This window comes from Mycobacterium sp. AT1 (assembly GCF_002043095.1).
In the GTDB taxonomy this organism is placed as follows: domain Bacteria; phylum Actinomycetota; class Actinomycetes; order Mycobacteriales; family Mycobacteriaceae; genus Mycobacterium.
This window is the reverse complement of the sequence record NZ_MVOC01000014.1, coordinates 22,592-35,970: the sequence shown is the minus strand read 5'-3', so window position 1 is coordinate 35,970 and position 13,379 is coordinate 22,592. Positions and strand designations below refer to the sequence as shown.

The 13,379-nt window shown below is 66.1% G+C and carries 16 protein-coding genes and 3 tRNA genes; 4 read left to right on the top strand and 15 right to left on the bottom strand.

Annotated features, from left to right (window positions below):
* Positions 1-458: 458 nt before the first annotated feature.
* Positions 459-908, top strand: coding sequence for a hypothetical protein (locus B1790_RS07815; protein ID WP_142271127.1), 450 nt, complete (start codon positions 459-461; stop codon positions 906-908).
* A gap of 291 nt (positions 909-1,199) precedes the next feature.
* Here the strand turns inward: B1790_RS07815 and B1790_RS07810 are convergent, their stop codons facing one another.
* Complete coding sequence (locus B1790_RS07810) at positions 1,200-1,811, bottom strand: M15 family metallopeptidase (RefSeq protein WP_233164999.1); 612 nt, start codon at positions 1,809-1,811, stop codon at positions 1,200-1,202.
* 255 nt (positions 1,812-2,066) lie between these two features.
* On the opposite strand from B1790_RS07810, the gene B1790_RS07805 reads away from it, so the two are divergent.
* A complete protein-coding gene (locus B1790_RS07805) occupies positions 2,067-2,927 on the top strand; it encodes an endonuclease/exonuclease/phosphatase family protein (RefSeq protein WP_233164998.1) in 861 nt (286 codons plus the stop codon).
* A gap of 52 nt (positions 2,928-2,979) precedes the next feature.
* Here the strand turns inward: B1790_RS07805 and rplA are convergent, their stop codons facing one another.
* The 13 genes from rplA to B1790_RS07740 all read right to left on the bottom strand — a co-directional run bounded on the left by rplA (position 2,980) and on the right by B1790_RS07740 (position 9,538).
* Entirely contained in the window at positions 2,980-3,687 is a 708-nt protein-coding gene (rplA, locus tag B1790_RS07800; RefSeq protein ID WP_079922646.1) for a 50S ribosomal protein L1, read from the bottom strand.
* Positions 3,688-3,768: 81 nt separating this feature from the next.
* Positions 3,769-4,200 (bottom strand): 50S ribosomal protein L11, encoded by a 432-nt coding sequence (rplK, locus tag B1790_RS07795; protein ID WP_056550480.1) that lies wholly within the window; start codon positions 4,198-4,200, stop codon positions 3,769-3,771.
* Between the two features lie 28 nt (positions 4,201-4,228).
* The gene (nusG, locus tag B1790_RS07790; RefSeq protein WP_079922645.1) at positions 4,229-5,095 is read right to left on the bottom strand and encodes a transcription termination/antitermination protein NusG; all 867 of its coding nucleotides are present in this window, start codon (positions 5,093-5,095) and stop codon (positions 4,229-4,231) included.
* 55 nt (positions 5,096-5,150) lie between these two features.
* Entirely contained in the window at positions 5,151-5,642 is a 492-nt protein-coding gene (gene secE, locus B1790_RS07785; protein WP_079922644.1) for a preprotein translocase subunit SecE, read from the bottom strand.
* Between the two features lie 67 nt (positions 5,643-5,709).
* Positions 5,710-5,782 (bottom strand) — tRNA-Trp (locus tag B1790_RS07780).
* 148 nt (positions 5,783-5,930) lie between these two features.
* Positions 5,931-6,440 (bottom strand): (3R)-hydroxyacyl-ACP dehydratase subunit HadC, encoded by a 510-nt coding sequence (hadC, locus tag B1790_RS07775; RefSeq protein WP_079922643.1) that lies wholly within the window; start codon positions 6,438-6,440, stop codon positions 5,931-5,933.
* Between the two features lie 2 nt (positions 6,441-6,442).
* The gene (gene hadB / locus B1790_RS07770) at positions 6,443-6,871 is read right to left on the bottom strand and encodes a (3R)-hydroxyacyl-ACP dehydratase subunit HadB (protein WP_079922642.1); all 429 of its coding nucleotides are present in this window, start codon (positions 6,869-6,871) and stop codon (positions 6,443-6,445) included.
* Positions 6,858-7,334, bottom strand: coding sequence for a (3R)-hydroxyacyl-ACP dehydratase subunit HadA (gene hadA / locus B1790_RS07765; protein ID WP_079922641.1), 477 nt, complete (start codon positions 7,332-7,334; stop codon positions 6,858-6,860). The genes hadB and hadA overlap by 14 nt, the downstream gene beginning before the upstream one ends.
* Before the next feature lie 52 nt (positions 7,335-7,386).
* Positions 7,387-7,554 (bottom strand): 50S ribosomal protein L33, encoded by a 168-nt coding sequence (rpmG, locus tag B1790_RS07760; protein WP_056550495.1) that lies wholly within the window; start codon positions 7,552-7,554, stop codon positions 7,387-7,389.
* Between the two features lie 39 nt (positions 7,555-7,593).
* Positions 7,594-7,667: transfer RNA gene (locus tag B1790_RS07755), tRNA-Met, on the bottom strand.
* A gap of 14 nt (positions 7,668-7,681) precedes the next feature.
* A tRNA-Thr gene (locus B1790_RS07750) sits at positions 7,682-7,754 on the bottom strand.
* Positions 7,755-7,862: 108 nt separating this feature from the next.
* Positions 7,863-9,083 carry a globin domain-containing protein gene (locus tag B1790_RS07745; RefSeq protein WP_079922640.1) on the bottom strand — a complete coding sequence of 407 codons (1,221 nt, stop codon included), beginning with the start codon at positions 9,081-9,083 and terminating at the stop codon, positions 7,863-7,865.
* Entirely contained in the window at positions 9,080-9,538 is a 459-nt protein-coding gene (locus tag B1790_RS07740) for an Rrf2 family transcriptional regulator (protein WP_079922639.1), read from the bottom strand. The genes B1790_RS07745 and B1790_RS07740 overlap by 4 nt, the downstream gene beginning before the upstream one ends.
* Before the next feature lie 125 nt (positions 9,539-9,663).
* Between B1790_RS07740 and B1790_RS07735 the strand changes: the two genes are divergently transcribed.
* The gene (locus tag B1790_RS07735) at positions 9,664-10,386 is read left to right on the top strand and encodes an MBL fold metallo-hydrolase (protein ID WP_079922638.1); all 723 of its coding nucleotides are present in this window, start codon (positions 9,664-9,666) and stop codon (positions 10,384-10,386) included.
* Positions 10,387-10,594: 208 nt separating this feature from the next.
* Positions 10,595-11,791, top strand: a complete 1,197-nt coding sequence (locus B1790_RS35220; RefSeq protein ID WP_142271126.1) for a DUF4352 domain-containing protein — start codon at positions 10,595-10,597, stop codon at positions 11,789-11,791.
* 191 nt (positions 11,792-11,982) lie between these two features.
* Here the strand turns inward: B1790_RS35220 and B1790_RS07725 are convergent, their stop codons facing one another.
* The gene (locus B1790_RS07725) at positions 11,983-13,377 is read right to left on the bottom strand and encodes an FAD-dependent oxidoreductase (protein ID WP_079922636.1); all 1,395 of its coding nucleotides are present in this window, start codon (positions 13,375-13,377) and stop codon (positions 11,983-11,985) included.
* Between the last annotated feature and the right edge of the window lie 2 nt (positions 13,378-13,379).

The window sequence follows — 13,379 nt, the reverse complement described above, 5'->3', positions numbered from 1 at the left end:
CGGGGTCAGCCCGCCGGCCTCCATCGCCGTGCACAGCAGCGCGCGGTTGGCCTGCTGCTCGGCGGTGACCCCGTCGGGGAGAGTGCCGAGTCCTTCGCTACGGTGGCCGCACAGATTGCCGAATGCTTGAAGCCGATCCTTGACCTACGTCAATCGCGATTCGGATAGCACCCCCGACTAACGCTCGTGCAAAGTCGGTTTGGACACCGTGCGAGTGCTGATGGCTGGGCCGCAATTTCAGCGCTACGCGATTCACCCGCCCTCAAGAATTCGTATCCTGTTGTCCCGAAGCCATTCCCCGCACGCTCCGAACTTACGGAAAATGAACGCATATGAGCGTGCGGCCGACGCGAAGCGATATTGCCACTTGCCTGGTATTCGGGACACCCCATAGCTATCCTGTCCGTGACGCTCATCAGCCGGGGGAACAAGCGGGCGTCGAGACCATGGGGGTTTGCATGCGCACCATCGTTCGTATCGTTGCCGTTATCGGTACCGCCATTGCCATGCTGTCCGCTGGTGGCGGACTTTCCGGCGCCAACACCGACCCACTAGTCGGAAAGACATACCAGGAAGCCACTTCGACCGTGTCGAAATGGGGGGCTACCCCCGTCATATCGACCGTCTTCGGCGGTCGGCTCGCGACCGACAAGTGCACGGTTACCTCATGGCAAAAGGCCAAGCGAGAGATCGACGGCTCGCGAACATCCGCCATCCTGATGAATCTGTACTGCGACGACGCGATCGCCGGCGGATCGCCCGGAAACTCTGCTGCCAGCCCCGAGGGGAAGGTTGCGCTACACGACATCAAGACTGCCAAGTGGTGTTCGCTACCCGAGCAGGCAACCAATGAGAATTGCGCTAAATTCTGTCCGAAACACGACGGTTTGTGCACCGCGAATTTCTAAAAGTCTGACCGAGCACCACGGTGTTGTCGCAAGGCTTGCCCCACCGTCCTTGCGGGCGATGTCGCGGCAAATCTGTGGCAAACGGAGACCCCGTCCGAGAACTCAAGGGTTTCCCGGTTCCCAGGGGACGTTGAACACGCGTGGGTCGCCTGGATTCACACCGGCCACAAGCCAGAATCGCCACCCATCCGCACTGACGGCGCCTGCCCGACCTGCGACTTTCCGTTCGCAAATCTGTCGCACCCCTGCCTGGGCAGCGGCGAGCAGATCGCCTGCTGAGGACGCCTCAGCTCAGTTCACCGGCACGTCCAGAATCGGTCGCGGATCCTTCGCGCCCGGTCCGTCGAAGTGCCACCACTCCCCCGCATACGGGGTCAGCCCGCCGGCCTGCATAGCCGTGCGCAGCAGCGCGCGGTTGGCCTGCTGCTCGGCGGTGACCCCGTCGGTGGCGTAGGCCAGGCTCTTCGGGGTGAAGTCGTCGAACCCGGTGCCCATGTCGAGCAGCCACCCGTAGTGCCCGTCGGCCACGGTCACGTCCACCGAGCGGCCCGCCTCGTGGCTGCGGGCGTAATCACTCGGTCGCGCAACCCAATTGGGGTTCGGGACCTCCTGGAACATCCGCACCTGCACCTCGTGCGGGCGGTAACAGTCCCAGAAGACCAGCTGCTTGCCTTGCGCGCGAAGCTGATTCGCCGCCGTGGCCAAACCGTCGGCCATCGACTCGTGCACCAGACACCGCGCGTCGGCCGGGTACAGCTGCACGCCCACGAAGTTGTCGGCCGTCGCATACCGCAGGTCGATCCTCGCGTCCGGCACCACCGACCGCACGTCGACCAGGCCCGCCGCCTGCGCCTGCGGCGACACCGGGGGCGGCTCGGCGGACGCCGACGCAACGTTGGTCATGGCGGCGCACATTACGCCGAAGACGGCGGCGATCCATCTCGGGGACACGGTCACGGTACGAGTCTGCAATGCCGTGCGCTCCGACGCAGGGATACTGGTGGCTACATCGCGTCGCTGTAGGTACGGCATGGCGCCATCCGAGGGGGAAGCCTGAGTACCGCACGCCGAGTCGTCGCCCCCTGCGTCGGTGTCGCCCTTCTCCTCGCGGCTGCGGCGGCCCTCGTCGTCAGCTTCACCCCGATCCCCACCCATGGCGTGCTGTACGTCGTCATCACCGTGCCCTACCTGATGCTCGGCGCGCCGGTCGCCGTCGCCCTGGGGGTGTGGGCACGACGACGGCTCCTCGTCGTCGTCGCGGCCCTGCTCACCGCCGTGTTGCTGGCGCTGCAGGTGCCGTGGTTCCTCAGCACCACCCCCAACCCCTCCTCCGTGGCCGTCAGGACGATGACGGTCAACATGCTCTACGGCGAAGCCGACCCCGGCGCCATCGCCCGAGTCGCCGCAGAAGACGCCGACGTCCTGATGGTTCAAGAGCTCACCCCGCAAGCCGCCCGCGGACTGTCCGCCGCCGGTATCGGGAAGACCTTCCCGTACCAGGCTCTCGACGCGCGCCCGGTGTCGGCGGGGGTCGGCATCTACAGCCGGTATCCGATCAAGGACTCCACCCGCATCGCGGGCTACGCGCGGGCGATGGTCAGCGCCCAGGTGCGCATTCCCCGGGTCTCCCAAGACGTTTCGCTGCTCGCCGTCCACCTCGACGCACCGTGGCCGCGCCCAATCATCGGCTGGCAGAAGGACATCAAGAAGTTGCCCGGCACCCTCGACGACGTGGCGGCCGACGCCGCCAACGGCACCGTGATCGTCGGCGGCGACTTCAACTCGACGTTCGACATGCTGCCGTTCCGCGCGCTGCTGACCGACGGCTACGCCGACGCCGCGCGGCAGGCGGGGTCCGGCCGCAACTTCACCTACCCCGCGAACAAGCCCTTTCCCCCGGTACTCGGCATCGACCACGTCCTCACCAGGAACGCCACCGCCGTGTCCACCGCCACCGTCGAGCTGCCTGGCACCGACCACCGGGCACTCCTGGCCACCGTGATGGTGCCGACCCGCTAACGCAAAACTCCCCGGCACCCGAAGGTACCGAGGAGCTCGCTTACGAAAGTTGTTACGCCTCAGCGAAACCGCGCGTGATCGACGGGTCGACCTGGATGCCGGGGCCGGTCGTGGTCGAGACGGTGACCTTCTTCAGGTAACGGCCCTTCGACGACGACGGCTTGGCACGCATGATCTCGTCGATCGCGGCACCGTAGTTCTCGGCGAGCTTCGTCTCGTCGAACGACGCCTTGCCGATCACGAAGTGCAGGTTGGCCTGCTTGTCGACGCGGAAGTTGATCTTGCCGCCCTTGATCTCGTTGACGGCCTTCGCCACGTCGGGGGTGACGGTGCCGGTCTTCGGGTTGGGCATCAAGCCACGCGGGCCCAGCACGCGGGCGATCTTGCCGACCTTGGCCATCTGGTCCGGCGTCGCGATCGCGGCGTCGAAGTCCAGGAACCCGCCCTGGATCTTCTCGATCAGGTCGTCGCTGCCAACCTCGTCGGCGCCGGCGGCCACGGCGGCTTCGGCCTTCTCGCCGACGGCGAAGACGATGACGCGGGCGGTCTTACCCGTGCCGTGCGGCAGGTTGACGGTGCCACGCACCATCTGGTCGGCCTTGCGGGGGTCGACACCGAGGCGGATTGCGACCTCGACGGTGGCGTCCTGCTTCTTCGACGACGTCTCCTTGGCCAACTTGGTGGCCTGGAGCGGCGTGTACAGGTTGTCGCGGTCGATCTTCTCGGCCGCTTCGCGGTATGCCTTGCTGTCCTTGCTCATTTGATTCCAATCATGTGCGTTGGGTCGTGGTGCGCGGGCCGAAGCGGGCCCTCCCACGTTCTAGCTGGTTACAACGTCTAACTAGGAGACCGTGATTCCCATCGAGCGGGCGGTGCCTGCGATGATCTTCGCCGCGGCGTCGATGTCGTTGGCGTTGAGGTCTTCCTTCTTCTGCTCCGCGATCTCGCGGATCTGATCCCAGGTCACCTTGGCGACCTTGGTCTTGTGCGGCTCGCCGGAGCCCTTCTGCACGCCAGCAGCCTTCAGCAGCAGCTTGGCGGCGGGCGGGGTCTTCAGCACGAACGTGAAGCTGCGGTCTTCATAGACCGTGATCTCCACGGGGATGACGTTGCCACGCTGGGATTCCGTCGCGGCGTTGTACGCCTTGCAGAACTCCATGATGTTGACGCCGTGCTGACCGAGCGCAGGACCGATCGGCGGGGCGGGGTTGGCCGCACCTGCCTGGACCTGCAGCTTGATCAGCCCAGTGACCTTCTTCTTCTTCGGGGCCATGACGTGTTCTTTCCTGTTCTCGTTGTTCTTAGATCTTGGAGACCTGGGTGAAGGCCAGCTCGACGGGCGTCTCGCGACCGAAGATCGACACCAGCACCTTGAGCTTCTGCTGCTCGGCGTTGACCTCGCTGATCGACGCGGGCAACGTGGCGAACGGGCCGTCCATGACGGTGACCGACTCGCCGACCTCGAAGTCGACCAGGATGGTCGGCCGCTCGAGACCACCGGATTCGGCGGCCGCCGCGGCGCCGCCGGAGGTGGACTTGGCCGGCTTCTTCGCCGCGCCCTGCGGAAGCAGGAACTTGACGACGTCGTCGAGGGTCAGTGCAGACGGCTTGGACGTCGCACCCACGAAGCCGGTGACGCCGGGGGTGTTGCGGACCGCGCTCCAGGACTCGTCGGTGAGATCCATCCGCACCAGGATGTAGCCCGGCAGCACCTTGCGGTTGACCTGCTTGCGCTGGCCGTTCTTGATCTCGGTGACCTCTTCGGTCGGCACTTCCACCTGGAAGATGTAGTCGCCGACGTCGAGGTTCTGAACACGCGTCTCGAGGTTGGCCTTCACCTTGTTCTCGTAGCCCGCGTAGGAGTGGATGACGTACCAGTTGCCGGGCTTGGACCGAAGGTCCTTCTTCAAGGCCACGGCGGGGTCGACGTCTTCTTCGTCCTCAGCCGGGGTCTCCTCGGCGGGGGCGTCGGACGCGGAGGCGTCGGACTCTGCGTCGGCCTCGGCATCCTCGTCCGCGACTGCTTCGGAGTCCGTCGCCTCGGGCGTCGGTTCCTCGTTGATCTCGACGGTCTGGCCAGTCTCGGCGTCGGTCAAGGTCGCCGAATCGGCGGCCTCTGCGAACACGTCGGACTCACCCGAGGGCGTCTCGCCATCGAAGGTCGTCACGGTTGTCTATCCTCTCTAAATCTTTCGCTCGTCACGGCTGGTGAGCCAACGTCCGTCAGCCGAATACCAGCGTCACGAGTTTGGCCAGGCCCAGGTCGACTCCGCCGATCAGCGAGACCATGAAAGCCAAGAACACCAGCACCACGGTCGTGTAGCTGATCATCTGCTTGCGGTTCGGCCAGATCACCTTGCGGAGCTCGGCGATGACCTGCTTGAGGTAGTTCAGGACGAAGAGGAACGGGTTGCGTGACGGGCCCGACTGCTTCTTGTCAGTCTTGGGCTTCTTGCCGTCGCCGTTCTTGGTGTCGTCCGAATCCGACTTGGTGGCCGGTGCGGTACCGGCGGCGGAGCCGGTGACCTCGCGGCGCGTGCGCTTGCCGGTGGGCCGCTGCGGCCGAGTCGCCACCGCGGTCTGGCTGCGGGCGCCGGCTACACCGGTCGTCGCGTCAGCGGCATCGTCGGATGCGTCCACGGCGTCGACCGGAGAGTCGACGTCAGAATCGATGTCGTCGACTGGAGAGTCGGCACCGTCGCGATCGTCGCTCACCGCATGCCTTTCGTCGGTTCCTGTTGGTGGTCACCTTCCAGTGTCCACACTCTTCAATTCGATGGAGCAGGGGCGACAGGACTTGAACCTGCAACCTGCGGTTTTGGAGACCGCTGCTCTGCCAGTTGAGCTACGCCCCTTCACAGACGGAACTGCTGGCAGCACCATCCTTTTTCGGGGTTTTACACAATTTACGCGCTCCCCGATCGGTCGATCAGTAACCGACGGACAGCGCGTGATTGGGACGAACCCCGAGGACCGAGTGTACAACGGCCCTGTTGCGAGTTACTAATCCGTGGTCGCGGTGCGGACGACCTGACCACTTTCCGCGTCCCACTGGACCTGGATCGAATTGTCGCCCTCGTGGCCCATCAGCGTGGTGAACGCCTCGAGGACCACCTCGTTCTGCGCGTCGACGCAGACGCTGCGGGTGACGACGATGTCCGCGCCGAACCGCTCGACGACGGACTGGATCTCCAGCGACGCGGTCAGCGTCGTGCCCACCTCGAGCGGCTTGTGGAACACGAACTTCTGGTCGACCTGCACGATCTGCATGGTGCTCAGGCCGACGTCGACCTTGCGGAAGAAGTCCTGCTGAACCAGCAGCGCGAGGATCGACGGAAAGGTCAGTGACGCGATGATGTCGTCGTGGCCGAGTTCGGCGGCGGCGGCCTCGTCGAACGTCGCCGGGTCGTCGGCCTTGACCGCCCTGGCGTACTGGCGGACCTGTTCGCGGCCAATCTTGAAGCTCTCGGGATAGTGGTGAACCATTCCCAGGACGTCGGCTTTGAGCGGCACCTCTACGCCAACTTCGCGGTCGCGGTCGCGCGACCGAAGATCTTCTTGCCGCCCGTGGTGGCCGACAGTGCGATGACGATCGACTTCGCCTCGGCATCCACCGACTTCACGCGTCCGTTGAAGACGATCTCGGCGCCGACGCCGTCGTTGGGCACGGGCACGACGGCGGTGAACCGCACGTTGTACTCCGTCACCGCGGCCGGGTCGCCGATCCAGGAGGTGATGTAGCCGCCACCGAGACCCATGGTCAACATGCCGTGGGCGATCGCGGTGTCGAGGCCGACCTGCTTGGCGATCTCGTCGTCCCAGTGGATCGGGTTGAGGTCACCGGAGACACCGGCGTAGTTGACCAGGTCCATCCGCGTCAGAGGAATGACACGCTCCGGAAGCTCGTCACCGACCTTGACCGAGCTGAACTCACGTAGCGCCATCTGAAAAGCCCTCTCCGCTCTCGTCTGAACGACCCGCCAAGGTCGTGTACGTCTCTTGCACGACCTCACCTCGGTCGTTGCTGATCATGTTCTTGGTGACGATGATGTCGGTGCCGTGCGCCTGCCGGTACGAGTGCAGGTAGACGTCGCAGTACAGACGGTCACCCACCTTGATGGGGAGCAGGATCTTCAGTTCCTGGTCGACCTGCACGATCTGCGCGTCGGTGATGCCGATGTTGGCGTTGGCGAAGAAGGACGTCTGCGCCTGATAACCGAACACCGAGATGAAGGTCAGCGGCGCGAGCAGCGACCCGTGGCCGAGATTCGAGGCGGAAGCCTCGTCGTGATAGGCCGCGTCGTCGTTCTTGACCGCGACGGCGTACTCGCGGACCTTCTCCCGCCCGACCTCGTAGAAATCGGGATAGCGGTAGTGCATACCAACGATTTCTGGAGACAGCGGCACGAATCAGTTCCCTTGTCGGTCGACCCCGAGCCGAAGGCCCGCGAGTCGTCCGTTAGCGCGATTCCTTGTGCGGACGGTGCGTCCCACAGTTCGGGCAGAACTTCTTGATCTCGAGGCGGTCGGGATCGTTGCGCCGGTTCTTCTTCGTGATGTAGTTGCGGTGCTTGCACACCTCGCAGGCCAAGGTGATCTTGGGCCGTACGTCTGTACTCGAGGCCACGTCAGTCGTCCTTCTTCATTCACTTGCGTTGTCGTTTTGTAGCGGTGGGGGGGCTCGATCCCCCGACCTCACGATTATGAGTCGTGCGCTCTAACCAGCTGAGCTACACCGCCATGGGTACCACCCGGGCCCCCTAACGGAATCGAACCGTTGACCTCTTCCTTACCATGGAAGCGCTCTACCGACTGAGCTAAGGGGGCAACCGCCCGCGGCCGTCAGAAATTCCGTGCCGTGGGACTTAGAGAGGGTACAACCCGGGTGCAGGCGTCACCAAACCGCAGGTGATTGCGGCCAATTCGAGCGGTCCTTCACAACCGCCACGCGTCGGGTGAGAACAGCTCGCAGTGCACGCGATCGGCGGCCACGCCACGGGCTTCGAGCTGCTCACGGACGGTGCGGACGAATCCGTTGCCACCGCACAGGTAGACCTCCGCGGCCTCGGGCAGGTCCGTGGCGTCCAGCGAGAGCCGACCGGCGTGGACCCCCGCGACGCCGTCCGTGGCGCCGTCCTCGTACCAGCGGTCGAGGCTGGCGTTGGGCAGTTGGGCCGCCAGCTCGTGCTGCCGCTGCCGCAGCGGATGAGTCTCGGCGCTGCGGTCGGCGTGCAGGATCTGGACCCGGGTGTCGGGGGCGTCGACCGCGAGCGACTCGAGGATGCCGATCATCGGGGTGACGCCGATCCCCGCGGAGACGAGCACCAGGGGTGCGCCCGGCGTCGGGGTGGGCAGATCACCGAACGGCAGGGTGACGTCGAGCAGGTCGCCGACGCGGACGTTGTCCCGGATCCAGTTGGACACCTCACCGGCCGGGGCGTCACCGATGGACTCGACGGGCTTGACCGCGAAGGTCATCTCGTCGGCGCCGCCCGCGGAGACGATGCTGTACTGCCGCAGCTGGCGCGCCCCGTCGGGCAGCGTCACCCCGACCGAAACGTATTGCGCGGCAAGCGGATTGCCACCGACGGCGCCGACCGTCACCAGAACCGCACCGGACGGGTCGTCGACCCGAGCCAGCACCCGCGCCCGCCGGTACACGTCACCCGGGCTCACCCCGGCCTCGGCGTAGAGCTCGACTTCGAGGTCGATCAGCGTCTGCGCCATGATCCAGTACACCCGGTCCCACGCCTCGGCCACCTCGGCGGTGACGACGTCGGCGCCGAGCACCTCCACGATCGCGGCGAACAGGTGCTCGTGGACGATCGGGTACTGGTCGGCGGTCACGCCCAGCGACGCGTGCTTGTGGCCGATCCTGGACAGCAGTTCCGCCGGATGCGGCAGGGCAGGGTCGACGAGATGCGCGGCGAACGTCGCGATCGACGCCGCGAGCGCACGCTGCTGGGCGCCCTGGGCCTGGTTGCCGCGGTTGAACAGGTTGCGCAGCAGCGCGGGGTGACGGGCGAAGAGCCGACCGTAGAAGACCGACGTGATCTCGTCGATGTTCGCGCCGACCAGAGGAAGCGTCGCCGTCACCATCTCGGCGTGCTCGGGTGACAACTCGTCCCTGGTGGCTACGGCGGTGGTGCTGGTCATCGTGTGATCCCTTCATTGGCGGTGTGGAGCTGGAGGTGGACGATCGAGAGCGTGGTGTCCCTGACGAGGTCGTCGACGGTGTGGCGGTCGAGCTCGCGGTAGAACGCCTCCTTGGCGTCGGCGAGCGCGCGCCGCAGGCGGCAACCCGCCAGCAACGGACACGGCGTGGCGCCGTCGCACTCGATGACTTCTTGATCGCCTTCGAGCCGGCGGATGAGCCAGCCGACGGACACCGTGCGACCGGCGTCGGTGAGGCTCAGCCCGCCGATCCGGCCGCGACGGGCGGCGACCATGTCGAGGTCGACGAGCCGGGCGACCGCCTTGGCGATGTGGTGTTCCGAGGCCCCGGCAGCGGTGGCGACGGTGCGAATGGTGACCCGCCGGTCGTTGGTGTCGCCGGTGGCCAGCAGCATCATCGTCCGCAGGCCCAGATCGGTGAACCGCGTCAGTTGCATACGACTGACGGTAGTAAACATGCACCAGATATGCGGGTTTTGGGGCTGTGCGCTCAAACACCACCTGACGTGCGGTTTTTACACCTGCGGTTATCGGGGTGGGGACGGGGAAATAGGCTGCGACGATGACTTCCCCCGGCGCCGAACGCCTCTACTTCAGGCAGCTGCTGTCCGGCACCGACTTCGCGGCCGGCGACGCGATTGCCCAGCAGATGCGCAACTTCGCCTATCTGATCGGTGACCGCGAGACGGGCGACTGCGTCGTCGTCGACCCGGCCTACGCCGCCAACGACCTGCTCGACGCCCTCGAATCCGACGGCATGCATCTGTCAGGGGTGCTGGTCAGCCACCACCACCCCGATCACGTCGGCGGGTCGATGATGGGCTTCGAACTCAAGGGCCTGGCCGAGCTGCTCGAACGGGTCAGCGTCCCGGTTCACGTCAACACCCACGAAGCGGACTGGGTCTCGCGGGTCACCGGCATCGAGCTCTGCGACCTGACCCCCCACGACCACGGCGACAAGGTCGCCGTCGGCGCCGTCGAGATCGAACTGCTGCACACCCCCGGGCACACGCCGGGCAGTCAGTGCTTCCTGCTCGACGGCCGCCTGGTCGCCGGCGACACCCTGTTCCTCGAGGGTTGCGGACGCACCGACTTCCCCGGCGGCAACGTCGACGACATGTACCGCAGCCTGCAGGCGCTCTCGCACCTGCCCGGCGATCCGACCGTCTATCCCGGGCACTGGTATTCGGCCAAGCCGAGCGCCGCGCTGTCCGAGGTGCGCGACACCAACTACGTCTACCGCGCCAGCAGCCTCGACCAATGGCGCACGGCGATGGGCGGCTGAGCCCCGGCAGGTGCGGAGACCTCGCAGATGTGCGCGGCCACCCGCCTAGTAGCGAATTTCTCCCCCGATGACGCCCCGGGCGCCTGAATTTCGGCACCCCGGTGGCGTTCGACGCCGTTTTGGTGCGTCGAAGTAACGCAACGGCTCACAGCCTGCGCTAAGTTCGGTGCGCAGCGCCACCGGGGCGCAGGATCGGGGGGACCCTGCGATGACGACACCGCCTACGCCGGCCGACTGGTATCCGGACCCCGAGAACGCCGGCGGTCTGAGGTACTGGGACGGCTCGAGCTGGACCGAACACCGGGCCCCGGCACCGGGCGCCGCGCAGCCTCCCGCCGACGATCAGCCTCCCGCCGATCAGCAGGTGACGTCGGTGGCGTCGCTCCCCGACGAGGCGACCAACGTGTACGCCACCCGGCCGGTCGAGCAGGAGCCGACACCCGAGGGTGCCCAGCAGGTGCCCGTCCAGCCGTACGACACCCACCCGCCGGCGACCTACGAGCGTTTCTTGGCGGACTCCACGCCGTGGAACCCGCCACTGCCGTCGTGGGATTCGCCGTCGACCGGGCAGACGTACAACCCGTCCGAGCAGTCATCCGAAGCCCCGGGGTCCGAGACATCGGCTTCCGAGACGCCGGTTTTCGACGAGCGACCCGCCGAAACACCGACCCCGCAGTCGGACCCGCCACCCTTCGAGACGACCCGCTTCGAGACGACTCCCTACGAGCCGGCCCGGTTCGCGCCGCCTGCCGGACCGCCGCCCGGCTACTACCCCTCCTCCACGCCTACGGGCCCGTCCGGCGACAAGCCGAACATGAAACTGGTGGCAGGCATCCTCGGTGGTACCGCCGTCATCCTGGTGGTCATCGCCGTCGTCGTCACCCTCGCGGTGATGCGCACCGACCAGCCGACCGTGACGTCGCAGGGCACGACCCCGACGGACCCAGCGACCACCTCCAGCGAGACCACCACCTCGGAGACCGCAGCCGAACCCACGCCGCCGGAATCGCTGACGCCGCCGCCTCCCGGCGCCCAGGGCAGCGACGGCGACTTCACCTTCTCCGTCGCGGGCACCGAAACCGGCGACACCGTCAGCTCGAACGTCGACGACTCGATCCAGAGCACCGCTCAGGGCATGTACTACCTCGTCTACCTCAACGTCACCAACACCGGCGCTGCACCCATCACGTTCGTCGCGACGTTCCAGCAACTCAACGCCGCGGGTCAGACGTTCCCCCTCGACGACCAGGCGACCGCGCTCCTCGAGGGCACCATCGCCGAGATCGCGCCGGGAGAAACGAAGGAGACCCCGCTGGTGTACGACATTCCGGTGGACACCGTGCCCACCGGCATCCTGCTGCGGGCCGACCCCGCCACCGCGGGCGTGGAATTGCCCCTGAGTTAGGCCGTTGAGCGCCAACACCTTTGGCGCCAACCGCACCAAAACGAACTCGGCCCCGCCACCAAGGGGGGGTTGGGTGGCGGGGCCGATCGTTCGGAGCCCGGGGGGAGGCTCACGAACTGAAATCTAACCGAGTCTTCTGTGCGCAGCCCTTGGCCAAGCTGAGCGATTCCTAAGAATTGGGCATCCGGTTTTCATTTCTTGAGCAGGCCCGCTTCGTGATATCCACGGTCGGCGTTCACCTGCCACGGGTCGACGTCCTTGCCGAAGTACTTGGCCACGCTTTGCATGGCACTCAACATCGCGTGATCCTGGTTGTCGTAGCGGTGCATGCCGTTGCGCCCCATCGGATGAAGCGAGGGGTATTGGCGGCGCAGGTAGTCGCGAATGCGACCGACGCTGCGTTCGCGCACCGGGTCGTAGACCGGATACGCACATTGAGAACGAAGCACCATGACGTGGTCGATGCGGGAGTCGCCAAGGCCTAGTGCCCGAATGTCGGCTTGCACGAGGTCGCTCAGGGAACTCTCGTCGGCGTACATGAGGTCACCGTCGGGACGGACGAAGTACTCGAATCCCAGGAAGGTGCCGTCCCAGCCCGCTGGCTGCAGGTCCTTCGACCATCGGCCGTAGTTCTGGATGCGACCGCACGAGAATTCTCCGCCGGGGGTGTACACCCAGTTGAACGGGATGTCGTGGCGGTCGTGCAACGCGACGGCGACCGTGATCAGCCCGCGGTGATGCAGAGTCGAGGCAGCCACCCGAACACGTCGAGGCGCCTCCGGCAGCGCCTCGACGAGAGATTGCAGGGGCATGCTGGAGAACACCGCGTCACCCTCGACCACCTCACCGTCGTGCAACTCGACGTACCACGTGCCGTCGTGGGTCCAGAGCCGCTCCACCCGGGCGTTGAGCGTCGGGGTGACGCCAGCGTCGACCAGTGCCGCGGCGGCTGCGTCCCATAGCTGGCCGGGGCCACGCCGTGGGTAGCGAAAGACGTCCTCGCTGGGGTGCTTTCGCTTGCTCCGCCACGTCCACTCGATGGGCTTGATGCGCTGGTTTGCCCAGTCGCTGGCCAATTCCGCGGGATCGGCGAGCCACGTCTTGCGCACGTAGCCGTCGAAGAAGATGGTGTACCAATATCGACCGAACTCGTGGGTACCCCACTCCTCGAAATTGGCCGGCTTCTCACTGGGCAAGCTGCTCCGCAGCATTCGCCATCCGGCGAAACTGCTCAGCCCACGCAAACCCCGGCCAATTCCGAGTTTGGTCACGATGTCACGGCCGACGAGCGGGTATTTGACGTACTCGCCGTCGACCAGCATCGCCGAGCTCCGCGGCACCGACAGCCATTGATCCGGCGGCAGCAACGCGTTCCAAAGGTCCCGCACCTCTTCGTATTTGGTGAAGAAGCGATGACCGCCGGGATCGAGACACCAGTCGCCGCTACGGGGCGTGCGGGCCAAGCCACCCACGTGGCCAGTCGCCTCGAGAAGCCGGGGCTTGACCCCCCTCTGCACCAACCGCAGCGCTGCGGTGAGCCCCGCGGGGCCGGCGCCTATGACGATCGGACTTCGGCTTGGCACCACGA

Coding starts and splice junctions, on each gene's coding strand:
- B1790_RS07735 (WP_079922638.1), top strand. CDS start 9,664: ATGACTTCCCCCGGCGCCGAACGCCTCTACTTCAGGCAGCTGCTGTCC.
- rplA (WP_079922646.1), bottom strand. CDS start 3,687: ATGAGCAAGGACAGCAAGGCATACCGCGAAGCGGCCGAGAAGATCGAC.
- B1790_RS07810 (WP_233164999.1), bottom strand. CDS start 1,811: ATGACCAACGTTGCGTCGGCGTCCGCCGAGCCGCCCCCGGTGTCGCCG.
- B1790_RS07815 (WP_142271127.1), top strand. CDS start 459: ATGCGCACCATCGTTCGTATCGTTGCCGTTATCGGTACCGCCATTGCC.
- B1790_RS07740 (WP_079922639.1), bottom strand. CDS start 9,538: ATGCAACTGACGCGGTTCACCGATCTGGGCCTGCGGACGATGATGCTG.
- rplK (WP_056550480.1), bottom strand. CDS start 4,200: ATGGCCCCGAAGAAGAAGAAGGTCACTGGGCTGATCAAGCTGCAGGTC.
- hadB (WP_079922642.1), bottom strand. CDS start 6,871: ATGGCGCTACGTGAGTTCAGCTCGGTCAAGGTCGGTGACGAGCTTCCG.
- B1790_RS35220 (WP_142271126.1), top strand. CDS start 10,595: ATGACGACACCGCCTACGCCGGCCGACTGGTATCCGGACCCCGAGAAC.
- B1790_RS07745 (WP_079922640.1), bottom strand. CDS start 9,083: ATGACCAGCACCACCGCCGTAGCCACCAGGGACGAGTTGTCACCCGAG.